Source organism: Vibrio sp. vnigr-6D03 (assembly GCF_002835515.1).
Taxonomy (GTDB): domain Bacteria; phylum Pseudomonadota; class Gammaproteobacteria; order Enterobacterales; family Vibrionaceae; genus Vibrio; species Vibrio penaeicida.
Window position 1 is genome coordinate 1 of sequence record NZ_PIZL01000038.1, and the last position, 24,947, is coordinate 24,947.

Here is a 24,947-nt window from a genome sequence, read left to right on the forward strand (position 1 = left end):
TAACTGATCGGCATTAGCCTTTGGCTCCTTTTTTATTCTTAATCCGTTTGTTAGGGTCCAGCCAACTAGCTTCAGCCTATTTGCTGTGATAAATATTCTTCAGTACTTCATCTTTATCTCGCCAAATATCCCCCAGCCATTGCTGAAACTGCCTCTTATAAGGCTTGTCGTTAAAGTAGTCGCCTTTCACCTCTTCTGTCATCGGTATCAAACGAATACGCACCTCAATTCGCTTCATTTTTCCCATTAGCATGTCTTTAAACGGGGTATCTACATTGTCTGGGTACGCCAATGTGACATCAATAATATGATCAAATTGTTCGCCCATCGCCGCTAGGGTATAAGCAATCCCCCCCGATTTTGGGGACAATAAATGCTGATAAGGCGCGCTGGATTTTTTCTGCTTTTCAGAAGTATAACGCGTGCCTTCGACATAATTGACAACTGTGGTGGGCAGGTGTCTGAATTTTTCGCATGAGCGGCGCGTAGTCGCCAAGTCCTGTCCACGCTTTTCAGGGTGCCTAATTAAGTACTCCCTTGAATAACGACGCATAAATGGCATATCCAGCGCCCAACAAGCCATACCAACGAAAGGGACGTATAAAAGTTGCTGTTTTAGAAAAAATTTAGGCATGGGTATGCGGTCTTTAAAAACAGAACAAAGAACGACGATATCTGTCCAGCTGAGATGATTGCTAATCATCAAGTACCAACCCTCTTTTTTTAACCCTTCTCCGCCATCAATACGCCACTCTATTCGGTTAGAGATAACCAAAATGAGCCCATTAAGGGTGGCCCAAAGCCACATAAAAAAGTTAGCACCACGAGTAACCTGCGTTTTTAGTTTTTGTCCCGGAACGAGAAACTTGACCAATGCGAGTAAGACGATTGGAATGGAGCACAAAGCAGAAGTCAGGATGACGAGTGTGACGTTGAGAATAAGAAGAAAATAACCAAACATAGCGTTATAAGTATTGAAGATAAGCCCACGTTAAAAATGGTGCATTATTGTACTGCGCTGTCATCTTAATGTAATCCATTTATTTAATGGTCTGATTTGTCGAGTTTTTCGTACAACGCCATGGATTAGTGGATTAAGTACCACTTAATATGACATTCTGTACTCTCGCTCAAAATCAGTATTCGGATAAAGGGATTATCATGGAACGAAAATCGTTAAGTGTTTTACTGTCTGCTTTGGTTGCTTCCTATGGTGCTCAGGCAGAGCTCAGCGATAAGAATGGATTCAGTGGCGAAGTCGCTATCAATGTTGGCTATACCAGCCAAACATCAAATATGAATACAGAAGCCAGCGCTCAGCGTACAAAGGGCGAAACCCCAACTGAAAGTGACGTCTTAATTGCACCGTTAGGTAACCTGCAATACACGTTCGGCTCAAATAAACAGCATCAAATATTTTTTGGTACGTCTCGCGCCGATATTGCCATCGGTACCTTAGCGCTTGAGTTAGGCTACAAAAACGAGCTGTCTTCTGGTATGACATGGAGCCTCGCGGCACTGCCGAGTGTCCTTCAATCCGAGGTATGGCAAGACCCTTATCAGCTCAATGGTAACCGTGCAGAAACCAAAGAGTTTGGTACGGCTTACCGCCTTCAATTGGAAAAGACGCCTTTGTTCGGTCTCAACTTTGATCTCGCCTATGGGCAAATTAATATTGATAAAGAAACATCGGGATCAGAATTGGCGTCGGGTGCCGATAAACTGAATCGAAATGGCAAGGTACTCTATTCCAAAGTTGAGAAGTTTGTACCATTAAGCCGAACCACCTTTTTGCTGCCTTCTCTCAAATACATCCAACGCGACGCCGATGGTTCTGCTATGCAAAACACGGGAATCGGCGCAGACTTAACCGCGATCATGGTTCGCGGTCAGCATCAATTCGTCACCACTGTTTCTTATCTCAACCGCAGCTTTGACGACACGAACCCTGTCTTCGATAAAACCCGAGATGATAATCAGCTCAAGCTGTTCTTAGCTTATGAATACGTCAACTTCATGGGTTGGGAAAACACGTCTTTAGTTGCTTTTGGTGGTTACGACTCCGTTACTTCAAACATTGATTTCTACGACAGCAGTAACTGGATTGTTGCTACTGGCTTGAACTACAGTTTTTAAACAGCGTAAGCAACCCAATAACGTATCGCTCATCAATGCCAGCTCTTCGCTGGCATTTTTTATACCGCCTGCGCGATAAGCTGCTTCATGAGCCTATCCATGGCACGATATCCCAAGGCTTCGGCAATATGAGGGCGCTCTATATTCCGGCTCCCCGACAAATCGGCAATGGTACGAGCCACTTTGATAATCCGATGGTACGCTCGAATAGATAAACCAAGCTGGTGAAGCGCATTTTCAAGAAACTCTGCATCTTGTTTTTGCAATGGGCAATATTTATCGATTTCACGCGTCCCTAGCAATGCGTTTACTTTCCCATTGCGCGATTGCATCCTCTCACGCGCAAAATTCACTCTTTGTTTTACTACCTGAGTAGGTTCGCCACGATCACCACCTTCAGAAAGCGTACCTTTTGGCAGCGCAGGAATTTCTAAAGACATATCGAACCTATCGAGCAATGGACCAGATAGACGGCCTAAATACCGGAGTATGGCTTGAGGGTTCGCTCTCGCTTGATTCCCTTCGTAATACCCTGTTGGGCTCGGATTAAGCGCTCCAACTAGCTGGAAGCGAGCTGGAAAGCGCGTTTTACCCGCTGCACGCGAGATAATGATTTCTCCTGACTCTAGAGGTTCGCGTAATGAATCCAGCACCTTTCGTTCAAATTCTGGCATTTCATCAAGAAATAGGAGCCCATTATGCGCTAATGAGATCTCACCTGGTCTAGGAATCGAGCCTCCGCCAACCAGAGCCGCCATAGAACTGGAATGGTGAGGAGAACGAAAAGGTCGTTTCCTCCAGTTATATTGATTGATTTCCTGCTGAGTAAGTGAGGCAACTGACGCCGTTTCCATCGCTTCTTGCTCATCCATATCGGGTAACAAATCACGCAATCGAGACGCCAGCATGGTTTTTCCCGTTCCCGGAGGACCAAGGAACAAAAGGTTATGATTACCTGCAGCGGCGATCTCTAGCGCACGTTTACCTTGCTGTTGCCCAATAATGTCTTGCAAACAACGAGATGACTCTTGAGTAACCGTGAGTTCGGGGGTCTGGAATAAAGAAAGGGATTTTTGACCACATAAATCGGCGCATACGTCCAGCAAGTTGGCTGCCGATTTATGTGTATTTGCCCCAACCAATGCGGCTTGATCACCATTGGTATCGGGTACGACTAAACAACGGTTACTCTTATTAGCCGCTAGCGCAGCTGGTAACACGCCTTTGACTGCTCTCAATTCACCAGACAGAGCAAGTTCGCCAATAAACTCTATTTGCCCCAGCTTAGTGATGGCGATTTGTTCTGATGCTGCCAATATCCCGAGCGCAATAGGCAAGTCAAAGCGACCACCTTCTTTTGGCAAATCAGCTGGGGCCAAGTTTACCGTTATACGCTTTGCTGGAAATTCGAAGCCAGAGTTAATAATGGCGCTGCGCACTCTATCACGCGACTCTTTCACCGTTGTTTCAGGCAAGCCCACCAAAGTAAAACCAGGCATACCATTGCTGATGTGCACCTCAACCGTCACCTCTGGAGCTTCCACTCCTACACACGCGCGGCTGTGAATAATTGCTAAAGCCATGTTGCATCCTTGCCTATTATTTATACACAGTGATAAATTTATAACTATCTAATTTTTAAATAATTATTCACTTTATAGCTTTTTTCTGTACGCGATAAATGTGAAAAAAGTCTTACTTTTCCCTTGTCATGTAACCAAAGAGTGTGTTACCATTAGAAACGCAAACAATTTCACAACTTTTGAATAATTAGAATTAATGAATTTAACTACTCGCATTAACGCACTCGTTGCCCTGATTATCGTGGTCATTATTAGGACCGCGCGGGGGATTGTGGGTAGGAAATAACCACAGAATAGCAAAAACCCCCGCGCTGAGAAGCTCGGGGGTTTTTTTATAACTTAAGACATGATTAACCGAATACAATTAGGTTAATACAGGAAGAAATGGGAGCACACGATGTGCAATGGCAATAAAGGGATGAAGCCGTTTCATCCCTCGCAAATCGCAGGAGAACAACTATGACAGGTGCTGAATTAGTTGTTGCGGCTTTGCAGCAAGAAGGTATTAAGACAATATTTGGCTACCCTGGTGGGGCAATCATGCCAATATATGATGCGTTGTATGATGGTGGTGTGGAGCACATCCTATGCCGCCATGAACAAGGCGCAGCTATGGCAGCCATTGGTATGGCTCGTTCAACTCAAGATGTCGCTGTCTGTATGGCCACATCAGGACCAGGTGCAACCAACCTAGTCACAGGACTCGCAGATGCATTTCTAGATTCAGTTCCATTGGTTGCCATCACAGGTCAGGTTGCCAGCTCTCACATCGGCACTGATGCCTTCCAAGAAATGGACGTCATTGGTATGTCTTTAGCGTGTACTAAGCACAGCTACCTCGTTACTGACATCAACGATCTCGCTCCCACTCTTGCTGAGGCTTTTGAAGTTGCGAAAAGTGGCCGTCCAGGTCCAGTCATTGTCGACATAGCTAAAGATGTGCAGTTAGCTCAAGCACCAACTGAAATACTGCCTCATTTTGAACCACCAGCCATTCCAGTTGCCAGCACAGATGCCATATCACAATCTCAAGCATTGCTTTCACAGGCAACGCGCCCAGTTTTGTATGTGGGTGGTGGTGTTCAACTTGCCAATGCGACCGAGTCGGTACGTGAGTTTTTAAGAATTAACCCAATGCCTTCTGTAAGCACACTGAAAGGTTTGGGTACCATCGAGCGACATGACCCTCATTACCTAGGTATGCTAGGGATGCACGGTACGAAAGCGGCGAATTTAGTGGTTCAAGAATCTGACCTACTGATCGTTGTAGGTGCTCGCTTTGATGACCGTGTGACGGGAAAACTCGATACATTTGCCCCGCACGCCAAAGTTATTCACATTGACATCGATGCCGCTGAGTTCAATAAACTAAGAACGGCAAACGCCTCAATACGCGGCGACATCAACGTGATACTTCCTCAGTTAGAGCTTTCACAGGATATTTCCCCTTGGGTTCATCACAGCGAAAGCCTAAGAAGTGGCTTCAAGTGGCGTTACGATCATCCGGGTGACCCTATTTTTGCGCCGCTATTGCTAAAGCAACTGTCTGACATGATGCCGGATTCATCAATTGTTTCTACGGATGTCGGTCAGCACCAAATGTGGGCAGCGCAGCACATTCAACCTCGTGAACCTCAGAACTTCATCAGTTCTGCTGGTCTGGGCACCATGGGCTTTGGTTTACCTGCGGCAATGGGCGCAGCGGTTGCACGTCCTAACGACCAATCTATCCTTATATCAGGAGATGGTTCGTTCATGATGAATGTACAGGAACTGGGGACACTAAAGCGCCGCCAGATTCCAGTTAAAATGGTTCTGCTCGACAACCAGCGTTTGGGCATGGTTCGCCAATGGCAGTCTTTGTTCTTTGACGGCAGACACAGTGAAACCATTTTAGATGACAACCCAGATTTCATTATGCTGGCACAAGCGTTTGGTATTCCGGGTAAACAAATCACGCGCAAGGAAGAGGTTGAGCCTGCGCTGAAAGAAATGCTAGAGAGCAAAACGTCGTACCTGCTTCATGTATTGATTGATGAAGAGCAAAACGTGTGGCCATTAGTACCACCAGGTGCTTCGAACAATGACATGCTGGAGAACACCTAATGCAACGCTATTTATTAGATATCAAAGCCGACGATAAACCAGTGTTGCTGGAACGTGTTCTTCGCGTTGTACGCCATCGTGGTTTCATTATTCGCCAAGTCGCCGCCACTCAAAACCATGAGAGTAAAGTGGCCAGCGTTGAGATCATCGTTGACAGTGATCGCCCCATTTCTATGTTGGTCAGCCAGATAGAAAAACTGTGGGACATTCGCTCTGTTGATGTTAACGAGATCGAAACGAACGAACTCCCCAATAATAACTTACAACAAAAAGTGTGTGCATAAGGAAGGAACGCGAACATGACAGCAAGAACAGCCGATTACATCTGGTTTAATGGTGAAATGGTTCCATGGGGTGAAGCGAACGTTCACGTTTTGACCCACGCTATGCACTACGGTACGTCAGTATTTGAAGGGGTACGTTGCTACAACACCCCGAAAGGTCCTATCGTCTTCCGTCACTTAGAGCACGCTAAACGCTTAAAAGATTCTGCCAAAATCTATCGTTTCCCGATTCCATATACTGTCGAAGAAATCATGGAAGCCACCCGTGAGACATTACGTCAAAACAAATTGGACAACGCGTATATCCGCCCATTAGGTTTTGTTGGAAATGTCGGTTTAGGGGTATGTCCGCCTGAAGGGACAGAAATGGAAGTGATCATCGCGGCATTCCCTTGGGGTTCGTACTTAGGTGAAGAAGCGTTAGAAAGTGGCGTTGATGCAATGATTTCAAGCTGGAATCGTGCTGCACCAAACACAATTCCGACAGCGGCTAAAGCTGGGGGCAACTATTTATCTTCTCTCCTCGTTGGCGGAGAAGCTCGTCGCCACGGTTACGACGAAGGTATTGCTCTAAGCGTTGACGGGTATCTATCGGAAGGTGCTGGTGAAAATATCTTTGTCATTAAAGACGGTGTTCTAATGACTCCACCAGCCACTAGCGCCATTCTACCGGGTATCACTCGCGACTCTATCATGACTCTAGCCAGAGACAGAGGCTACGAAGTACGCGAAACCAATATTGCCCGTGAAGCCTTGTATCTAGCCGATGAAGTTTTCATGACAGGCACAGCAGCAGAAATCGTTCCTGTTGCAACCATTGATAAAATTGAAGTGGGCAACGGCAAACGCGGCCCTATCACAAAAGTACTGCAAGACGCCTATTTTGGCTTGTTTAATGGCACCACAGAGGACAAGTGGGGCTGGTTAGATTACGTGTATCCTCAAGATGCCGAATCAACACAAAGTGCACCAGCGAAGTAAGGAATAAAACAATGCCAATATATAGATCAGCAACAACAACACACGGTAGAAACATGGCTGGTGCTCGCGCTTTATGGCGTGCAACAGGTGTAAAAGAAGAAGATTTCGGTAAGCCAATCATTGCTGTAGTGAACTCATTCACACAGTTTGTACCTGGACACGTTCACCTAAAAGACATGGGTCAATTGGTGGCTGGAGAAATCGAAAAAGCAGGCGGAATCGCCAAGGAATTTAATACCATCGCTGTTGATGATGGTATCGCAATGGGTCACGGCGGCATGCTCTATTCACTGCCTTCCCGTGAACTGATTGCCGACTCTGTTGAGTACATGGTAAACGCGCACTGTGCAGATGCGATGGTATGTATCTCGAACTGTGACAAAATCACACCGGGAATGTTAATGGCGTCCATGCGTTTAAACATTCCAGTGATCTTTGTTTCTGGTGGACCAATGGAAGCAGGTAAAACCAAGCTTTCAGATCAGTTGATCAAACTCGACCTAGTTGATGCGATGATCCAAGGTGCCGATCCAACGGTATCCGATGAACAAAGCCAGCAAGTAGAGCGTTCTGCGTGCCCAACTTGCGGTTCATGTTCCGGTATGTTCACCGCGAACTCGATGAACTGTCTAACAGAAGCACTAGGTCTTTCTCAACCAGGTAATGGTTCCATGCTAGCTACTCACGCCGATCGTGAGGAACTGTTCATCAATGCCGGTAAGCGAGTGGTTGAGCTTACTCGTCGCTACTACGAAAAAGACGACGAGACGGCGCTTCCGAGAAACATCGCAAACCGCGCCGCGTTTGAAAATGCCATGGCACTGGATATTGCGATGGGTGGTTCAAGTAACACTGTATTGCACCTATTGGCCGCGGCTCAAGAAGGCGAAATTGATTTTGACATGAAAGACATTGATGAAATGTCTCGACGTGTCCCACATCTATGTAAAGTGGCACCATCCACGCCAAAATATCACATGGAAGATGTTCACCGCGCTGGTGGTGTAATGGCCATTCTTGGTGAACTCGATCGCGCAGGATTGCTAAACAGCGATACTCGTACCGTTCTGGGTTTATCTATGCAAGAACAGCTTGCAGAATACGACATCATCCAAACAGAAAATGAAGATGTTCTAAAATTCTTCCGTGCCGGACCTGCTGGTATTCGTACGACAAAAGCGTTTTCTCAAGATTGTCGTTGGGATCGCTTGGATGATGACCGTGAAAACGGCTGTATCCGCACCAAAGAAAATGCCTTTAGCCAAGAAGGTGGTTTAGCGGTACTTTCGGGCAATATCGCTGAAGATGGCTGTATAGTCAAAACAGCGGGCGTTGACGAAGATAACCTGAAATTCCAAGGACCAGCTATCGTATTTGAAAGCCAAGACACCGCTGTAGAAGGTATTTTGGGTGGAAAAGTAAAAGCAGGTGAAGTCGTGGTTATTCGTTATGAAGGACCAAAAGGCGGACCAGGTATGCAGGAAATGCTTTACCCAACGACCTACTTGAAGTCGATGGGCTTAGGCAAATCTTGTGCACTTTTAACGGATGGTCGCTTCTCTGGTGGTACGTCTGGTTTATCCATCGGCCACACATCACCAGAAGCAGCCAGTGGCGGCACCATTGGTTTGGTACAAAATGGCGACATCATTACCATTGATATCCCAAGCCGCTCTATCACCTTAGACGTATCTGAAGACGAGTTGGCTACTCGCCGTGCGAAACAAGATGAACTGGGTTGGAAGCCGGCGAATCGTCAACGTGAAGTATCTTTCGCTCTTAAAGCATACGGCAGCATGGCGACCAGTGCAGACAAAGGTGCAGTCCGTGACAAATCGTTGTTAGAGGACTAGCCGATGACACTGACCACTCAAACCGGCGCAGAGTATCTGCGCCAAATCTTGCGCGCTCCTGTTTATGAAGTGGCAATGGTGTCTCCCTTTCAAGAGATGCCTCGGCTCTCTGCGCGCATTGGTAATCAAATTCAAATAAAGCGAGAGGATCGCCAGCCTGTTCATTCATTTAAGCTACGTGGCGCTTACAACATGGTCGCGAGCCTGACTGATCAGCAAAAAGCATCAGGCGTCATTGCGGCTTCTGCCGGTAATCACGCTCAAGGCATGGCGCTGTCGGGTTCCAAATTAGGCATTCAAACTACCATTGTTATGCCCAAAACCACACCAGACATCAAAGTCGATGCGGTTCGAGGGTTTGGTGGAAATGTGGTACTTCACGGCAATAACTTTGATGAAGCCAAAGCCGAAGCGGAAAGATTGTCTGCTGAACATGGTTACACTTTTGTGCCCCCCTTTGATCACCCGATGGTGATTGCAGGTCAAGGCACAATTGGTATGGAGATGCTGCAGCAAAATGGCCACTTAGATTACATCTTTGTGCCTGTTGGCGGAGGCGGTTTAGCTGCGGGCGTAGCGGTATTGGTCAAACAATTGATGCCAGAAATCAAAGTCATCGCTGTCGAGCCTGAAGAATCTGCGTGCCTAAAAGCAGCATTGGATGCGGGTGAGCCTGTGGTTCTGGATCAAGTGAGTATGTTTGCAGATGGTGTTGCAGTGAAGCGTATCGGCGAGGAAACGTTCCGACTTTGCCAACAATACATCGACGGTCACATCAGTGTTTCCAGTGACGAAATCTGTTCTGCTGTGAAAGACATTTTTGAAGATACTCGTGCTATCGCCGAACCCTCAGGCGCTTTAGCTCTGGCGGGTTTGAAAAAGTTTGCCGAACAACATGAGTTGAAAGATAAACAGCTGGGTACAGTGTTATCTGGCGCAAACACCAACTTTCATGGTTTGCGTTATGTCTCTGAGCGTTGCGAACTTGGTGAAAAGCGCGAGGGTTTACTCGCGGTGACAATACCTGAGCGCCAAGGTGCTTTCTTCGAGTTTTGTAACTTGATTGGCGGCAGAGCCGTGACCGAATTTAATTACCGTTACAACGATGATCAGCTAGCCAATATCTTTGTCGGTTTGCGCTTACAAGATGGTCAGCAAGAGTTGGATAGCGTCATACAAGATTTACGCGACGGCGGATACCCTGTTGTCGATTTATCTGATGATGAAATGGCGAAATTGCACGTCCGCTATATGATTGGTGGCAAGCCGTCAAAGCCATTGAAAGAGCGATTGTACAGTTTTGAATTCCCAGAATATCCGGGTGCACTTGTGAAATTCTTAAGTACGCTTGGCACCCACTGGAACATCAGCCTATTCAATTACCGAAACCAAGGCGCGGATTACGGTCGCGTGCTTTGTGGGTTTGAATTGGAGGAATCTGATCTGACTCGTTTCTCTGCTCACCTTCGAGAATTGGGTTATCAGTGTAAGGATGAGTCGGATAATCCATCGTATCAGTTCTTTTTATCGTAATTCAAACGGGGCGAAAGCCCCGTTTCTTTAGCCGCTTGCAATCCAGTCTTGGTGCAGTTTTTCTGAAGCACCTAGATAATTAATCATCCAGTCACGTAATCGGTGATCTTCACCCTGACGCCAAACCATACAACAAGCACTCATTGGTCTGTGTTCTACTGTCAGTAGTTCTCTTGAGTAAAGCTCCCCGCGCTCCAAGTACCCTTGTGCGATGTGTTTAGGCATATACCCTACCCCAACACCATTTTTTAAACACTCTATGGCGCTGAACCAATTAGGCAGCAATATGCGCCGTTGCTCTTTGTAATGCCAGTTGTGCCGCTTAGGTAGCGTTATGGACGTATCATCGAGACAAATCGCAGGGTATGGACTTACGGTATCTTCATTTAGGACGGGTTCTAAAACGCAAGGGTGCGCTGGCGACATAACGAAGACCCACTCTAAATCCCCCATAGAACGAATACCAAAATCGCCTCCAACAGGCACCGCAGCCGTAGCACCAAGTACGATATCTGTCCGCTCTTGCGAAATCGCTTCCCAAGATCCGTTAAACACTTCCATGTTGATTTGTAATTCAGCAAAATCGAATGTCTGATAAAAGTCTTCAATCATCGGCTTTAATTTGTCGAGTTTGACCACGTTATCGAAGGTAACTTTCAATGTTTGATGCCACCCCAATGCCGCACGACGCGTTTGGGCTCGGACCTCTTCCATTTCTCGTAGCATCTGCCTTGCGTGCTGAATAAACGTTTCCCCTGCTGGGGTCAGTTCTACTTTTCTGGGCAATCGACGAAACAACAACACGCCCAAATCTTGCTCGATTTGCCTGACACCATAACTCACCGCAGACGGCACTTTATGTAGACGCGCTGCGGCGGCGGTAAAGCTGCCCATTCTTGCAACCGTATCCAACATTTCTAAAGATTGTTTCGAGAACATTTGCTTTCAAAATTTTTGATTGATAACTACAAAATATAGCGCTTATCGTTTCCTATATCCAAAAATAGAATGATTTCATCAAAGAAAGCGACCAGTGGATCGCTTTTAAACCATCAAAAATTTTAAACGGAAAATTGATGAATATATCTAAATACAAACTCTTTTATCTTGCGTGCTTATCGATGCTCGGTTTTATTGCTACCGATATGTACCTGCCCGCATTCAAGGCAATGGAGCAAGATCTAACAACAGGTCCCGAATCCATCGCTCTTTCTTTATCTATATTCCTAGGTGGTCTGGCTGTCGGTCAGCTAGTTTGGGGATTAGCCAGCGATAAATTTGGCCACAAGAAAACACTGGTTGTCGGGCTACTGATTTTTTCTGCCGCGTCGATGGGGCTCGTTTTTACTAAAGAAATTTGGCAATTGCTAAGCCTTAGATTTATTCAAGCGATTGGAGTTTGTGCGCCAGCGGTCATTTGGCAAGCCATGGTCATTAGTCAAAATTCAAAGAAAGTAAGCCAGCAAATTTTTTCAACCATTATGCCCTTAGTCGCGCTATCACCAGCTTTAGCACCACAGCTTGGTGTCTTGCTACTGAATAACATAGGATGGCGCAGTATCTTTATTGCACTAACGCTAATGGGTGCCGCATTAGCATTCATGACACTCGCACAAAAAGAGTCTAACGCCCCACATAAGTCCACCAGCGTAAAAGCCGACATTTCTGCTCTCATGCACTCTCGGGTTTACCTAGGTAATGTGATGATGTTTGCCACTGCTTCAGCGGCTTTTTTTGCCTACCTAACGGGCATGCCCGAAATAATGGCAAAACTTGGCTACGATGCGAAAGATATTGGCATGAGTTTCATCCCTCAAACCATCGCATTTATGTTGGGTGGGTATTTAGGGAAACGCTTTGTGAGTCTATATGGTGATGAGCGAGTGTTAAAACAGCTACTGGCTTTGTTCAGCGTATCCTCCATGCTGGTGTTTGCCGCAACACAATGGGCTCTGACGACCATCTACCCGCTACTGATTCCCTTTTGTTTTATCGCCGTAGCGAATGGCGCTCTTTACCCAATCGTTGTAAACCGAGCGTTATCAAGTGCGAAACAAAGCCCAGCAACCGCTGCGGGGTTACAAAATAGCTTACAAATTTGCATCAGTGGATTAGCCAGTGCCTTGGTTGCATGGCTTGCAAGCGATGCGTTAAAGGTTACGGGAATAGCCATCATCATTTGTTTGGCAGGACTTTGGTTGGGCTATTTTGTCTCGCATGAAAAAGCCGCTAGGCATTTCACACTGCCTGACAATTCGCGAGTTGCGAGAGAAGACTAAGGTAAAAAGAAAGGAGCATAGCGCTCCTTTCATTCCATTTTAATTATCGAGTTCGTCGATCAAAGGCTTTTCAGCCCCCATTTTTCAGCTGTTTGCTTAAAGAAGCCCTGAGTTTTCTTTAATTCTACCCAGTGATTCACATAGTTGATCCATACTTGGTCATCTTGCGGTAGCAACATAGAAATAGGGGTTGGACGGCGAGGTTTTTCAACGGGCACTATCGCAAGCTGCTTAAACTTCTCTACCAGGGTCGCCGCTTCTACATTTGACGTAACAGATACATCAGCACGGCGAGCCAGTAATTCTTGGAAATCACGAGCAGGCGCTTCGATGACAACATGCTTTGCATCAGGGAAGAAATCTTTCACCATCTTTTCCTGAACGGTACCTAGCGTCGCAGCAACTCGGATATCCGATTGATTGAAATCGCTCCAATCAGAAAATTTAGCTAAATCTTTTTTCTGAACCACAGGGACAAAAGCTAGATAAAAGTACGGTTGACTGTACCCAGCCACTTTAGCACGCGACATATTAAGTGACGCACTGCCTGTAATATCGTATTTATTCGCAGTTACACCATTAACCAATGTTTTCCAATCGGTTGCGACGTATTCCACTTTCACGCCCAGATCTTTCGCCAGTTCTGTAGTGACATCAATATCAAAGCCTCTGTAACTGTTATCTGCTGGATTTTTCATCGTCATGGGATTCCAATCTCCAGTCGTGCCCACACGAAGTACACCCGCATCCAATATTTCATGCAAGCGACTAGTCGCCTGAGCTTGCGCCAATCCCAACAGCAATACACTAAAACCAATTAACCACTTTTTCATTTTAATTCCTTTTTAATGTTCGAAAAAACAACGTTTTCTCACGACAACACTGATAACATAGCAATATCTTTAAACAAATTTTAGCGTTTGGTTATAAATATTGTGCGTTTGTCTTCGCTTTTTGTTGCTTTGTCTGTATTCCTCCTATCAGGGTGCAGTGATTATCAATGGGGTTGGTACGTATTAGATCCCACGACCGAACAGGGTCTTATCAATCTAAAATTCTTAATAGCTGGCTTTGAAGATACGATATACATATCTTTAATCAGCATGCTGCTCGCGATGTTATTGGGTTTAATCGTAGCGTTACCAGCTTTGAGTGAACGTAAATCGCTTCGAGCAGTGAATCGAATATACGTTGAAAGTATCCGTTCCATCCCAGTGTTAGTACTGTTGCTGTGGGTTTATTACGGCTTGCCGACACTTATGGATGTCTCGCTCGACTATTTTGCAGCAGGGGTGATAGCACTTACTATCGCTGAGAGTGCCTTTATGGCAGAGGTATTTCGAGGTGGTATTCAAGCCATTGCGCGAGGTCAGCATGAAGCAGCAGAATCACTGGGGCTAAATTACTGGCAGAAAATGAGATTGGTCATATTGCCACAAGCCTTGAGACAAATACTCCCTCCATTGGGTAACCAATTTGTCTATATTTTGAAAATGTCATCCTTGGTCAGTGTTATTGGTTTGAGTGATTTAACTCGTCGAGCCAACGAATTGGTCGTCAACGAATACTTACCACTCGAGATTTATACCTTTTTGGTACTCGAGTACTTAATACTGATCCTATTTGTTTCCCAATGCGTTAGGTGGCTAGAAAAACGTATTGCTATTCCAAGTAACTAGCTCTTTTAGGGCTGAATGCAGGTACAAAAAAGGCTGACATCACCGTCAGCCTTCTTAATGCTATCGAATTAAAACGCTATCACGCTTATTTGATTTTAACTGGTCGTTGCCAGTCAGCGATCTTGCGCTCTTTCGCGCGAGTGATCACTAACTCACCTTCATCGACATCTTTCGTTAATGTTGTTCCCGCACCAATCGTAGCACCATTCGCTACTGTTACAGGTGCGATAAGCTGGCTGTCTGACCCAACAAAAACGTCATCGCCAATGATGGTTTTGAATTTATTTGCACCGTCATAGTTACACGTAATCGCACCAGCACCAATATTGGTGCGTTGACCAATTTCAGCATCACCCAAATACGTAAGGTGATTTGCTTTAGAGCCTTCACCCAAGCGTGCATTTTTCACTTCAACAAAGTTGCCAACATGAGCGTCGTTACGAAGCTCAGCACCAGGTCGTAAGCGAGTAAATGGTCCGACAGTACACTCTTCACCCACAGTCGCACCCTCAATCACGCTGTAAGGGCGAACGGTGGTGTTGTCATCGATCTCGCAGTCTTTCAGCACACAACCTGTACCGATGACCACATTATCACCTAAGCTAACATTACCTTCGATGATGACGTTGGTATCAATCTCAACGTCCATTCCACACTGTAGCGTTCCACGAAGATCAAATCGCTCAGGGTCACGTAACATCACGCCTTGCTCAAGCAAAGTCTGCGCATTCATACGCTGGTATGCTCGTTCAAGCTTGGCTAATTGAGCGCGATCATTCACACCTTCAACTTCGATTGGATTCGCTGGATGAACCGCTTCTACTGCACGACCTTCGCTATGTGCTGCTGCAATAACGTCCGTCAGGTAATACTCGCCTTGCGCATTTTCGTTCTTAAGATTCGCTAACCAGCGCTTCAGATCACCGCCCGTCGCCACCATAACACCGGTATTGATTTCTTTGATCAGCTTTTGTTCTTCTGTCGCGTCCTTTTGCTCCACAATCGCCACAACAGGACCGTTTTTACGAACAATACGCCCGTAGCCCATCGGGTTGTCTAACACCACGGTTAACAAGGCAATACCACCGTGAGGCTGTGCTTCTAATAGGTTTTCAACCGTTTGAGAAGAAATAAGTGGAACGTCTCCGTACAGCACCAGTATTTTCTCATCATCAGCAAACTCAGATGATGCTTGATTGACCGCATGTCCTGTACCTAGTTGCTTGGCTTGTAGTACCCAATTGACAGGCTCTTGCGACAACGACGCTTTCATTTGATCACCACCATGCCCATAAACAAGGTGAATATTTTGAGCACCTAGTCCATTGCAGGTATCAATAACGTGTTTTGCCATTGGCTTGCCTGCAAGTGTATGTAGCACTTTAGGCTTATTAGAATACATGCGGGTGCCTTTACCCGCAGCGAGGATAACCGCGCTGAATTTCATAAATAGTGGTTCCTAAAAGACGTTGTCGTTTAAGTGATAGATTTTAGCTTGAATTAGCCGAAGAGTTAAAGATTGAGAGTGGTTTTCGTGCCAAATGATGACTTGGTTTAACAAAAGTAGGACAACAGGCTTAAGGTTGTATTGAAATAGGTTGGACTAATTAGGAATTAAAGCCTGAAAAAACAAAGGCGACCCTAAGGTCGCCTTAATCGCTGCGCTAATGATTAGCGTACTTTTTTGGTCAGTTCGATTACTCGAAGCTGAGCAATGGCTTTAGCCAGCTCACTGGCCGCTTGTGCAAAGTCCATGTCGCCATGCTGATTATGGATATTCTCCTCAGCCTTGCGTTTGGCTTCTTCTGCCTTAGCTGCGTCTAGATCTTCACCACGGATAGCTGTATCAGCCAATACAGTCGCTGTACCAGGCTGAACTTCCATCATGCCACCAGAGATGTAAATCACCTCTTCGTGACCGTGTTGCTTCACAATACGCACCATTCCAGGCGTAATAGCGGTCAGCAGCGGTGTATGCCCAGGATAAATTCCTAGCTCACCTTCGCTACCGGTCACCTGAAATGTTTCAACAAGTCCTGAGAAAAGTCTTTTCTCTGCACTTACAACATCCAAGTGAAAGGTCATTGCTGCCATATCGCCTCCTAAATAATAGCCTTATAGCTTCTTCGCATTCTCGATAGCATCATCGATAGTACCGCAGTACATGAACGATTGCTCTGGAATGTCATCGTATTCACCAGATAGCAGACCTTTGAAACCACGTAGGGTTTCTTTCAGAGGCACGTATACACCTGGGTCGCCTGTAAATACTTCAGCTACGTGGTAAGGCTGAGTTAGGAAACGCTCAATCTTACGCGCACGAGATACGATTTGCTTATCTTGTTCAGAAAGCTCATCCATACCTAGGATAGCGATGATGTCTTTCAGCTCTTTATAGCGCTGAAGTGTCGACTGAACGCCACGAGCAATGTCGTAGTGCTCTTGACCAACAACCAATGGATCAAGCTGACGTGATGTCGAATCCAATGGGTCGATCGCAGGGTATAGACCCATAGCTGCGATGTTACGGTTAAGTACAACCGTTGCATCCAAGTGAGCAAACGTTGTTGCTGGAGATGGGTCAGTCAAGTCATCCGCTGGTACGTATACCGCCTGAACAGAGGTGATAGAACCTGCTTTCGTTGACGTGATACGCTCCTGTAGAACACCCATTTCTTCTGCAAGTGTTGGCTGGTAACCTACCGCAGATGGCATACGACCTAGAAGTGCTGATACTTCAGTACCTGCTAGTGTATAACGGTAGATGTTATCAACGAACAACAGTACGTCACGACCTTCGTCACGGAAACGCTCTGCCATTGTCAGACCAGTCAGTGCAACACGTAGACGGTTACCTGGTGGCTCGTTCATCTGACCGTAAACCATTGCTACCTTAGATTCTTCAGGATTCTCAACGTTTACAACGCCCGCTTCCTGCATCTCGTGGTAGAAGTCGTTACCTTCACGAGTACGCTCACCTACACCAGCAAATACTGATAGACCAGAGTGTTGAAGTGCGATGTTGTTGATAAGTTCCATCATGTTAACGGTCTTACCTACACCTGCACCACCAAACAGACCGATTTTACCACCCTTAGCGAATGGACAAACCAAGTCGATTACTTTAACACCTGTCTCTAGTAGAGCAGTTTCGTTAGATTGCTCTTCGTAACTTGGTGCTTGGCGGTGAATTGCATAGTGCTCTTCTGCACCGATTTCACCACACTCATCAATCGCGTCACCTAGAACGTTCATGATACGACCAAGAGTCTTAGTACCTACTGGTACTGAGATTGGAGCGCCAGTGTTTTCCACTGTCAGTCCACGACGTAAACCATCAGAGCTACCCATAACGATTGCGCGAATTACGCCACCGCCTAGCTGCTGTTGAACTTCAAGAACGAGACGCTCTTTTGCTTCAACAACGTTCAGAGCGTCATATACACTTGGTACTTCGCTCTGTGGGAACTCTACGTCGACTACCGCACCGATGATCTGTACGATCTTACCTGTAGCCATCGTTAATCCTCTAACTTATTAGTTTTACCTATGCTTAAACCGCGGCAGCACCACCAACGATTTCCGACAGTTCTTGTGTGATAGCCGCTTGACGCGCCTTGTTGTACACAAGCTCTAGGTCTTCAATCAGGTTGGTTGCGTTGTCAGTTGCAGCTTTCATTGCGATCATTCGAGCCGCTTGCTCACAAGCAAGGTTCTCGACCACACCTTGGTACACTTGTGATTCAACGTAGCGAATCAATAGAGTATCTAGAAGTGGTTTTGGCTCAGGCTCATAAATGTAGTCCCAAGCATGTTCGCGCTGCATCTCTTCGCTGTCCGATTTTGGCAGAGGCAGTAATTGATCGATCGTTGGTTCTTGTACCATAGTGTTTACAAAGTGGTTGTACACTACATACAGACGATCCAACTCGCCTTCATCATACTTCTTCAACATCACGCTTACTGAACCGATCAAGTCTTCAAGACTTGGGCTATCGCCCAGACCAGAAACTTGAGCCGCTACTTTTGCGCCGCTGTTGTTAAAGAACGCAGTCGCTTTAGAACCAACAATCGCCAGTTCAACGTCTGCGCCTTTATCCGACCATTCTTTCATGTCTAATGTCGCTTTCTTGAACAAGTTAATGTTCAAACCACCACACAGACCACGGTCGGTAGAAACGATGATGTAACCAACACGTTTGGCTTCACGTTCCTCAAGATAAGGATGCTTATACTCAAGGCTACCGTTCGCCACATGACCGATCACTTTACGCATTGTTTCAGCATATGGACGAGAAGCTTGACGCGCGTCTTGTGAACGTCGCATCTTAGAAGCCGCTACCATTTCCATCGCTTTCGTAATTTTCTGCGTGCTTTTAACACTACCGATTTTATTACGTATCTCTTTTGCGCCGGCCATCGTATTACTCTCCGTTTATGGTAATAGGTGACCTTACGGTCACCGACCAATTACCAAGTCTGGGTTGCCTTGAAATCATCCGCTAACTTCTTAAGCTGCGCTTCGATGTCATTGTTGTAAGCACCCGTTGCATCGATCTCTTTTACAAGATCAGCGTATTGACTGCGAGCATACGACAGTAGAGCTGATTCGAAATCAGCCAGCTTATCAAGAGCGATATCTTCAAGATAACCGCGCTCTGCCGCGAAGATAACTAGTGCTTGGTCAAATACAGACATAGGAGCGTATTGCTTCTGCTTCATCAGTTCTGTTACTTTTTGACCGTGGTCTAGCTGCTTCTTAGTCGCATCATCAAGGTCAGACGAGAACTGAGCAAACGCTGCAAGTTCACGGTACTGTGCAAGAGCGGTACGAATACCACCAGACAGCTTCTTGATGATTTTAGTCTGCGCTGAACCACCTACACGAGATACTGAAATACCTGGGTCAACAGCTGGACGTACGCCCGCGTTGAACAGTTCAGTTTGTAGGAAGATCTGACCATCAGTAATCGAGATTACGTTCGTCGGTACGAAGGCAGATACGTCACCTGCTTGCGTTTCGATGATAGGTAGAGCAGTCAAAGAACCAGTCTTGCCTTTCACTTCACCGTTAGTGAACTTCTCTACGTACTCTTCGCTTACACGAGCTGCACGCTCTAGTAGACGTGAGTGAAGGTAGAAAACATCACCAGGGAACGCTTCACGACCAGGTGGACGCTTAAGCAATAGAGAGATTTGACGGTAAGCGACAGCTTGCTTAGATAGATCATCATAAACAATCAGTGCGTCTTCACCGCGATCGCGGAAGTATTCGCCCATCGCACAACCAGCGTATGGTGCTAGGTATTGTAGCGCCGCTGATTCAGAAGCTGATGCAACAACAACGATAGTGTTAGCTAGCGCGCCGTGCTCTTCCAGTTTGCGAACTACGTTAGCGATAGTCGATGCTTTCTGACCGATAGCTACGTAGATAGAGAAAATACCTGAATCTTTCTGGTTAATGATCGAGTCAATCGCCATCGCTGTTTTACCAGTCTGACGGTCGCCGATAACAAGCTCACGCTGACCACGACCGATTGGGATCATTGAGTCAACAGATTTGTAACCAGTTTGTACAGGTTGATCAACCGATTTACGATCGATTACGCCTGGTGCGATAACTTCTACAGGAGAAGATAGTTTCGCTTCAATTGGACCTTTGCCATCAATTGGCTCACCAAGTGTGTTTACAACACGACCTAGTAGTTCAGGACCAACTGGTACTTCAAGAATACGACCAGTACCTGTTACTTTCATGCCTTCCTTAAGGTCGGCATATGGGCCCATTACAACTGCACCAACCGAGTCACGCTCAAGGTTAAGTGCGAGTGCATAACGACCACCCGGTAATTCAATCATTTCACCTTGCATCACGTCCGCTAGGCCGTGAATGCGAATGATACCGTCGCTTACCGATACGATAGTACCTTCATTACGAGCTTCACTTACAACGTTGAAAGATTCAATACGCTGTTTGATCAGTTCGCTTATTTCCGTGGAATTAAGTTGCATGCTCCAATCCCCATCAAGACTGCAATGCATCGCTCAGGCGGTTCAAACGTCCACGCGCTGAGTTATCAATGACTAGGTCTCCGGCTCGAATTATAACCCCACCAAGTAGGGTCTCATCTATGCTGCAATTCAGCTTTACTTTGCGCTCTAGGCGTTTTTCAAGTTTGCTGCTGATATCTGCTTGTTGTTCTTCAGAAAGATCGGTTGCTGAAATAACATCAACTTCGATTTCTTTCTCATGCTCTCGTTTAAGAGCGAAGTAACCACTACAGACTTCAGGAAGGGCCTTTAAGCGACCATTCTGAGCCAATACCTTAATTAGGTTTTGGCCGTATTCATCAAACTGTTCGCCGCAAATCGCGATAAAAAGCTCAGAAAGCTTTTCAGCTGTCATTGACCCGTCTAGCAAGTCAGCAACATCATCATTTTTTGCGACTTCCGCTGCGAAAGTCAGCATCTGTCCCCATTGGTCCAGAGCGTCTTTCTCAACAGCAAAGTCAAAAGCTGCTTTAGCATAGGGGCGTGCGATTGTAGTCAAATCAGACATATGCTGCCCCTTGCATTAAAGTTTTGCAGTAATGTTGTCAAGAATATCTTTGTGCGCTGCATCATCGATAGAGCGCTCTAGGATTTTCTCAGCACCAGCTACAGCCAGAGTAGCAACTTGTTTGCGCAGGTCATCGCGCGCGCGGTTGCGTTCTGCTTCAACTTCTGCTTCTGCTTGAGTCAAGATTTTATGGCGTTCAGCCAAAGCATCTTCTCGAGCTTCATCCAGAATTTGAGACTTACGCTTGTTCGCTTGGTCGATGATCTCAGTTGCTGTGCGCTTAGCTTCTTTAAGTTGATCAGAAGCATTGGCTTGTGCTAGATCCAAGTCTTTAGCAGCACGTTCAGCCGCTTGTAGACCGTCAGCAATTTTCTTCTGACGCTCTTCAATCGCTTGCATAATTGGCGGCCATACATACTTCATGCAGAACCACACAAATAGTGCGAACGAGATTGCTTGACCTAGCAGAGTTGCGTTCATATTCACAACAGCTACCCCTCTTAATTAGACTTAGTGTTAATCAGTGACAAGCTAGTGCTTGCCGCTCAAAACCAATGATTAACCAGCTAATTGACCAACGAATGGGTTTGCGAAAGTGAATAGCAGCGCGATTACGATACCGATCATTGGAACCGCATCCAATAGACCAGCGATGATGAACATCTTAACTTGAAGCATTGGCGCCATTTCAGGTTGACGTGCTGCACCTTCAAGGAATTTACCACCCAGAATTGCGAAGCCAATTGCAGTACCAACTGCACATAGACCTACGATGATTGCTACTGCGATTGCTGAGAAGCTTAATACAGTTTCCATTACTATCTCCAATATATAGCGATTAACTAAAACTACTTAGAATAAAAAATTTTAATGATCATTGTCTTCGTGTGCCATGGACATGTAGACGATAGTCAACATCATGAACACGAATGCTTGAATCGTGATTACCAGAATATGGAAAATTGCCCACGGCAGTGAACCCATCCATTGAAGGAACCATGGTAGCATTGCTGCACAAAGAATGAATACAACCTCACCTGCAAACATGTTACCAAACAAACGCATACCAAGAGATAGAGGCTTCGCCAATAGCGATACCACTTCAATCAGTAGGTTAAATGGAATCATGCTCCAGTGATTAAATGGATGTAATGCCAATTCTTTAGCAAACCCACCTAGACCTTTCACTTTGATGCTGTAAAAAATCATCAAAGCAAATACGCCTATAGCCATCCCCATGGTGATGTTCGCATCAGCAGACGGTACTATCTTAAGGTAAGGAATACCTAGCCAATGCTCTGCTGGATATGGTAAGAAATCGATTGGAACTAAGTCCATCAAGTTCATTAAAAATACCCAACAAAAGATAGTCAGTGCGAGAGGGGCTATCAACGGGTTGCGTCCATGGAACGTATCTTTGACGTTTTCCGCGACAAATTCTACGATCATTTCAACAAAACATTGAAGCTTACCCGGCACACCTACTGTCGACTTCTTAGCTACTTTGTAAAATACTCCTAAGAATATCAAACCAGTGATCCAAGAAAACAACAGGCTATCGATGTGTATGTTCCAGAAACTCGTCTCTTCCGCCACTAACCCCAACTTGTAAGTTGAAAGGTGAGTAAGGTGGTGAGTGATGTAACCGGAAGCTGTTAGCGCTTCACCTGGCGCAGCCATAACTCATCCTATTTTTTGTTGTTAATGAATAGCGCTGGCGCAAAGATGTTAATCCCTAATACCAGCAAATAGGTTAGTTTCAGGGGAACGAGTTCCACCTGCATATACATGTAAGCAACAGAGAACAACACGACTGTAATGAGGATTTTCAGAGCTTCACCCGTGTAGAAGGAAGCGGCGACAAATTTAGCTGCTCGCGCTCCAACAAACAAGAATGCACACATTGCGAAAACGGCATTGGCAACAACAAAGATGCTACCACCTATCAGCGCTGATATTCCCCATTCAACATCTACAGCAATCGTTGTTCCTGCTGCGACAAACATAACCGCGCCAACCTGGATCAATAACAATTGCTTGGCAAGCTCTCGTCCTGGTCTAGCTAACGCCGCTATCATGTATTCGTACCTCTAAATAAACGCTCGCATCACTCTATACTGCGAGCGAAGAGAAATTGCCGAAAATTATACGGTGAGACGCTGTTAATGCAATTAAAACGCAGCAAAAACTTACATTTTTGTTTACAAACCGACAACTTTCGCTCAAAAAAACATTTTTTTATAATTGACCTAAATCAATTATCTCACTTAACCTTCCAATATTGCAACGAGTTGCTCCAATTTGTGAGGTTCATCAACACTTATGGTCAGTTTTGCCTTGCCATTCGAAGAACGAACAATTGACACTTGAGAGCCTAATTTTTCACTCAATCTTTCCGATAAAGCTTGCGCTTCAGGGTCATTTTTAGCTTTTTTGCTGTCAACTTGTGGTGAAAGGTGTTTTTTCACTAACTGCTCGGTTTGGCGAACATTAAGTTTCTTCGCAATAACCGTTTCAGCGATATCAAATTGGTCGTCTTGTTCAACCGAAAGCAGAGCACGTGCATGCCCCATTTCAAGCTTTCCAGTTTGAACAAATCGCTTCACATCCCCATTTAACTGGTTCAGCCTTAATAGGTTAGAAACGGTGGTGCGAGATTTACCAATAACCTCTGCGACCTGCTGGTGTGTGAGTTCAAATTCGTCTTGTAATCGCTCTAGAGCTTGAGCTTCTTCAATCGCATTCAAATCTTCACGTTGGATATTTTCAATCAGTGCCATGGCTACAGCTGCGCGATCTTGTACCTTTTTCACTAGGCAAGGTACTTGTTTCAGACCGGCTTGTTTCGCTGCTCGCCAGCGACGCTCACCCGCGATAATTTCGTATTGTTGCTCACCCACTTGTCTGACAACGATTGGTTGGATGATGCCTTGAGATTGGATGGATGCCGCCAGTTCGCTCAATGCTTCTGGTTCCATCTCTTTACGTGGCTGATATACGCCTGCCTGCAATTGTGCCACTGACAAATCTTTCAATTCCCCTTCGGAGGACAAAGACTGACTGTGGTTGATTGTCTGTTGCTTTTCTCTCGCCATTGAGCTGGTCGCAAGCAACGCATCGAGGCCTTTTCCTAAGCCGCGTTTGGACATGACACTTTCCTTCTAAATTGGATTATGCAGGCATTTCTTCACGACGAAGCATTTCGCCAGCCAAAGCAAGATAAGCTTTAGCTCCAGCGGAATATTTGTCGTAATACATTGCAGGTTTACCATGGCTTGGGGCTTCTGCCAATCGAACATTTCTAGGGATGACGGTTCTATATACTTTGTCACCAAAATGCTTTTTCAGTTGATCTGATACTTCATTTGACAAACGATTGCGTGGGTCGTACATCGTTCGGAGCAAACCTTCTATTTTCAAATCTTCGTTAACGACAGCTGCTAGCTTGCTAATGGTATCCATCAATGCTGTTAAGCCTTCCAATGCAAAATACTCACATTGCATCGGTACTAATACAGAATCAGAAGCCGCCATCGCATTGATTGTAAGGAGGTTTAATGAAGGTGGGCAATCGATAAAGATGAAATCATAGTTGTCACAGACCGTGGCCAACGCATTCTTTAAACGCATTTCACGAGCAAACACTTCCATCAGTTTAATTTCCGCGGCGGTAACATCACCGTTCGCAGCAATGAGATCAAAGCCACCAGACGTTTTACTGACCACCACGTCGTCAAAATGCGTATCTTCGACCAACAAATCATACGCGGAGGCGTCAACAGAGTATTTGTCTACACCGCTCGCCATGGTCGCATTGCCTTGTGGATCAAGATCAATTACCAGTACTTTTCGTTTTGTCGCTGCCATAGAAGCAGCCAAATTGACACACGTTGTGGTTTTGCCCACACCACCTTTCTGGTTGGCAATTGAAATGATTCTTCCCACGGATGACCT

The 24,947-nt window shown here is 45.7% G+C and carries 24 protein-coding genes; 8 read left to right on the top strand and 16 right to left on the bottom strand.

All coding sequences use genetic code 11. From position 1 onward, the window contains the following. Positions 1–76 precede the first annotated feature (76 nt). A complete protein-coding gene (locus CW749_RS23365) occupies positions 77–961 on the bottom strand; it encodes an acyltransferase (protein ID WP_101114822.1) in 885 nt (294 codons plus the stop codon). Between the two features lie 200 nt (positions 962–1,161). Here CW749_RS23365 and CW749_RS23370 point away from each other — a divergent pair, with 200 nt between their 5' ends. After that, on the top strand, positions 1,162–2,136 hold the full coding sequence (locus CW749_RS23370) for a DUF2860 family protein (RefSeq protein WP_180958477.1): 975 nt from the start codon (positions 1,162–1,164) through the stop codon (positions 2,134–2,136). Positions 2,137–2,195: 59 nt separating this feature from the next. Here the strand turns inward: CW749_RS23370 and CW749_RS23375 are convergent, their stop codons facing one another. After that, the gene (locus tag CW749_RS23375) at positions 2,196–3,719 is read right to left on the bottom strand and encodes a YifB family Mg chelatase-like AAA ATPase (protein ID WP_101114825.1); all 1,524 of its coding nucleotides are present in this window, start codon (positions 3,717–3,719) and stop codon (positions 2,196–2,198) included. Between the two features lie 459 nt (positions 3,720–4,178). Between CW749_RS23375 and ilvG the strand changes: the two genes are divergently transcribed. The 5 genes from ilvG to ilvA are packed head-to-tail and all read left to right on the top strand — an operon-like array spanning position 4,179 to position 10,476. Then, positions 4,179–5,825: an acetolactate synthase 2 catalytic subunit gene (gene ilvG, locus CW749_RS23380; protein WP_101114827.1), complete on the top strand. Its 1,647-nt coding sequence runs from the start codon at positions 4,179–4,181 to the stop codon at positions 5,823–5,825. Continuing rightward, positions 5,825–6,109, top strand: coding sequence for an acetolactate synthase 2 small subunit (gene ilvM, locus CW749_RS23385; protein ID WP_101114828.1), 285 nt, complete (start codon positions 5,825–5,827; stop codon positions 6,107–6,109). The genes ilvG and ilvM overlap by 1 nt, the downstream gene beginning before the upstream one ends. 15 nt (positions 6,110–6,124) lie before the next feature. Next, positions 6,125–7,090 (top strand): branched-chain-amino-acid transaminase, encoded by a 966-nt coding sequence (gene ilvE, locus CW749_RS23390; RefSeq protein ID WP_101114830.1) that lies wholly within the window; start codon positions 6,125–6,127, stop codon positions 7,088–7,090. A gap of 11 nt (positions 7,091–7,101) precedes the next feature. Then, the gene (ilvD, locus tag CW749_RS23395) at positions 7,102–8,943 is read left to right on the top strand and encodes a dihydroxy-acid dehydratase (protein WP_101114832.1); all 1,842 of its coding nucleotides are present in this window, start codon (positions 7,102–7,104) and stop codon (positions 8,941–8,943) included. A gap of 3 nt (positions 8,944–8,946) precedes the next feature. Continuing rightward, the gene (ilvA, locus tag CW749_RS23400) at positions 8,947–10,476 is read left to right on the top strand and encodes a threonine ammonia-lyase, biosynthetic (protein ID WP_101114834.1); all 1,530 of its coding nucleotides are present in this window, start codon (positions 8,947–8,949) and stop codon (positions 10,474–10,476) included. A gap of 27 nt (positions 10,477–10,503) precedes the next feature. Here ilvA and punR read toward each other — a convergent pair whose 3' ends face one another. Continuing rightward, a complete protein-coding gene (gene punR / locus CW749_RS23405; protein WP_101114836.1) occupies positions 10,504–11,415 on the bottom strand; it encodes a DNA-binding transcriptional activator PunR in 912 nt (303 codons plus the stop codon). A gap of 137 nt (positions 11,416–11,552) precedes the next feature. Between punR and punC the strand changes: the two genes are divergently transcribed. Then, positions 11,553–12,755, top strand: coding sequence for a purine nucleoside transporter PunC (punC, locus tag CW749_RS23410; protein ID WP_101114837.1), 1,203 nt, complete (start codon positions 11,553–11,555; stop codon positions 12,753–12,755). A gap of 59 nt (positions 12,756–12,814) precedes the next feature. Here the strand turns inward: punC and CW749_RS23415 are convergent, their stop codons facing one another. Next, positions 12,815–13,588: a transporter substrate-binding domain-containing protein gene (locus tag CW749_RS23415; RefSeq protein WP_101114838.1), complete on the bottom strand. Its 774-nt coding sequence runs from the start codon at positions 13,586–13,588 to the stop codon at positions 12,815–12,817. A gap of 102 nt (positions 13,589–13,690) precedes the next feature. On the opposite strand from CW749_RS23415, the gene CW749_RS23420 reads away from it, so the two are divergent. Next, positions 13,691–14,434, top strand: coding sequence for an amino acid ABC transporter permease (locus CW749_RS23420; RefSeq protein WP_101114839.1), 744 nt, complete (start codon positions 13,691–13,693; stop codon positions 14,432–14,434). A gap of 85 nt (positions 14,435–14,519) precedes the next feature. On the opposite strand, the gene glmU is transcribed toward CW749_RS23420, so the two are convergent. From glmU to CW749_RS23480, 12 genes are all read right to left on the bottom strand, one after another. Beyond that, complete coding sequence (gene glmU, locus CW749_RS23425; protein ID WP_101114841.1) at positions 14,520–15,881, bottom strand: bifunctional UDP-N-acetylglucosamine diphosphorylase/glucosamine-1-phosphate N-acetyltransferase GlmU; 1,362 nt, start codon at positions 15,879–15,881, stop codon at positions 14,520–14,522. A 224-nt stretch (positions 15,882–16,105) separates the two neighbouring features. Further along, positions 16,106–16,528, bottom strand: coding sequence for a F0F1 ATP synthase subunit epsilon (locus tag CW749_RS23430; protein WP_101114842.1), 423 nt, complete (start codon positions 16,526–16,528; stop codon positions 16,106–16,108). A gap of 21 nt (positions 16,529–16,549) precedes the next feature. Next, on the bottom strand, positions 16,550–17,953 hold the full coding sequence (gene atpD / locus CW749_RS23435; protein WP_101114844.1) for a F0F1 ATP synthase subunit beta: 1,404 nt from the start codon (positions 17,951–17,953) through the stop codon (positions 16,550–16,552). Positions 17,954–17,987: 34 nt separating this feature from the next. Continuing rightward, positions 17,988–18,854 (bottom strand): F0F1 ATP synthase subunit gamma, encoded by an 867-nt coding sequence (gene atpG, locus CW749_RS23440; RefSeq protein WP_101114846.1) that lies wholly within the window; start codon positions 18,852–18,854, stop codon positions 17,988–17,990. Positions 18,855–18,904: 50 nt separating this feature from the next. Continuing rightward, positions 18,905–20,446 carry a F0F1 ATP synthase subunit alpha gene (gene atpA / locus CW749_RS23445; RefSeq protein WP_101114848.1) on the bottom strand — a complete coding sequence of 514 codons (1,542 nt, stop codon included), beginning with the start codon at positions 20,444–20,446 and terminating at the stop codon, positions 18,905–18,907. A gap of 13 nt (positions 20,447–20,459) precedes the next feature. Further along, positions 20,460–20,993: a F0F1 ATP synthase subunit delta gene (atpH, locus tag CW749_RS23450; RefSeq protein WP_101114850.1), complete on the bottom strand. Its 534-nt coding sequence runs from the start codon at positions 20,991–20,993 to the stop codon at positions 20,460–20,462. 15 nt (positions 20,994–21,008) lie between these two features. Beyond that, on the bottom strand, positions 21,009–21,479 hold the full coding sequence (gene atpF, locus CW749_RS23455) for a F0F1 ATP synthase subunit B (RefSeq protein ID WP_101114852.1): 471 nt from the start codon (positions 21,477–21,479) through the stop codon (positions 21,009–21,011). 72 nt (positions 21,480–21,551) lie between these two features. After that, positions 21,552–21,809 (bottom strand): F0F1 ATP synthase subunit C, encoded by a 258-nt coding sequence (gene atpE, locus CW749_RS23460; RefSeq protein ID WP_004411110.1) that lies wholly within the window; start codon positions 21,807–21,809, stop codon positions 21,552–21,554. Between the two features lie 51 nt (positions 21,810–21,860). Then, positions 21,861–22,673, bottom strand: coding sequence for a F0F1 ATP synthase subunit A (gene atpB / locus CW749_RS23465; RefSeq protein WP_101114853.1), 813 nt, complete (start codon positions 22,671–22,673; stop codon positions 21,861–21,863). A gap of 8 nt (positions 22,674–22,681) precedes the next feature. Beyond that, positions 22,682–23,071 (bottom strand): F0F1 ATP synthase subunit I, encoded by a 390-nt coding sequence (locus CW749_RS23470; protein WP_101114855.1) that lies wholly within the window; start codon positions 23,069–23,071, stop codon positions 22,682–22,684. Between the two features lie 189 nt (positions 23,072–23,260). Continuing rightward, positions 23,261–24,142 (bottom strand): ParB/RepB/Spo0J family partition protein, encoded by an 882-nt coding sequence (locus CW749_RS23475; RefSeq protein WP_101114857.1) that lies wholly within the window; start codon positions 24,140–24,142, stop codon positions 23,261–23,263. Positions 24,143–24,164: 22 nt separating this feature from the next. Continuing rightward, a complete protein-coding gene (locus CW749_RS23480; protein ID WP_101114858.1) occupies positions 24,165–24,938 on the bottom strand; it encodes a ParA family protein in 774 nt (257 codons plus the stop codon). Between the last annotated feature and the right edge of the window lie 9 nt (positions 24,939–24,947).

Excerpts from the sequence above, each read along its gene's own strand:
- CW749_RS23365 (WP_101114822.1), bottom strand. The coding sequence starts at position 961 with ATGTTTGGTTATTTTCTTCTTATTCTCAACGTCACACTCGTCATCCTG.
- CW749_RS23370 (WP_180958477.1), top strand. The coding sequence starts at position 1,162 with ATGGAACGAAAATCGTTAAGTGTTTTACTGTCTGCTTTGGTTGCTTCC.
- CW749_RS23375 (WP_101114825.1), bottom strand. The coding sequence starts at position 3,719 with ATGGCTTTAGCAATTATTCACAGCCGCGCGTGTGTAGGAGTGGAAGCT.
- ilvG (WP_101114827.1), top strand. The coding sequence starts at position 4,179 with ATGACAGGTGCTGAATTAGTTGTTGCGGCTTTGCAGCAAGAAGGTATT.
- ilvM (WP_101114828.1), top strand. The coding sequence starts at position 5,825 with ATGCAACGCTATTTATTAGATATCAAAGCCGACGATAAACCAGTGTTG.
- ilvE (WP_101114830.1), top strand. The coding sequence starts at position 6,125 with ATGACAGCAAGAACAGCCGATTACATCTGGTTTAATGGTGAAATGGTT.
- ilvD (WP_101114832.1), top strand. The coding sequence starts at position 7,102 with ATGCCAATATATAGATCAGCAACAACAACACACGGTAGAAACATGGCT.
- ilvA (WP_101114834.1), top strand. The coding sequence starts at position 8,947 with ATGACACTGACCACTCAAACCGGCGCAGAGTATCTGCGCCAAATCTTG.
- punR (WP_101114836.1), bottom strand. The coding sequence starts at position 11,415 with ATGTTCTCGAAACAATCTTTAGAAATGTTGGATACGGTTGCAAGAATG.
- punC (WP_101114837.1), top strand. The coding sequence starts at position 11,553 with ATGAATATATCTAAATACAAACTCTTTTATCTTGCGTGCTTATCGATG.
- CW749_RS23415 (WP_101114838.1), bottom strand. The coding sequence starts at position 13,588 with ATGAAAAAGTGGTTAATTGGTTTTAGTGTATTGCTGTTGGGATTGGCG.
- glmU (WP_101114841.1), bottom strand. The coding sequence starts at position 15,881 with ATGAAATTCAGCGCGGTTATCCTCGCTGCGGGTAAAGGCACCCGCATG.
- CW749_RS23430 (WP_101114842.1), bottom strand. The coding sequence starts at position 16,528 with ATGGCAGCAATGACCTTTCACTTGGATGTTGTAAGTGCAGAGAAAAGA.
- atpD (WP_101114844.1), bottom strand. The coding sequence starts at position 17,953 with ATGGCTACAGGTAAGATCGTACAGATCATCGGTGCGGTAGTCGACGTA.
- atpG (WP_101114846.1), bottom strand. The coding sequence starts at position 18,854 with ATGGCCGGCGCAAAAGAGATACGTAATAAAATCGGTAGTGTTAAAAGC.
- atpA (WP_101114848.1), bottom strand. The coding sequence starts at position 20,446 with ATGCAACTTAATTCCACGGAAATAAGCGAACTGATCAAACAGCGTATT.
- atpH (WP_101114850.1), bottom strand. The coding sequence starts at position 20,993 with ATGTCTGATTTGACTACAATCGCACGCCCCTATGCTAAAGCAGCTTTT.
- atpE (WP_004411110.1), bottom strand. The coding sequence starts at position 21,809 with ATGGAAACTGTATTAAGCTTCTCAGCAATCGCAGTAGCAATCATCGTA.
- atpB (WP_101114853.1), bottom strand. The coding sequence starts at position 22,673 with ATGGCTGCGCCAGGTGAAGCGCTAACAGCTTCCGGTTACATCACTCAC.
- CW749_RS23470 (WP_101114855.1), bottom strand. The coding sequence starts at position 23,071 with ATGATAGCGGCGTTAGCTAGACCAGGACGAGAGCTTGCCAAGCAATTG.
- CW749_RS23475 (WP_101114857.1), bottom strand. The coding sequence starts at position 24,142 with ATGTCCAAACGCGGCTTAGGAAAAGGCCTCGATGCGTTGCTTGCGACC.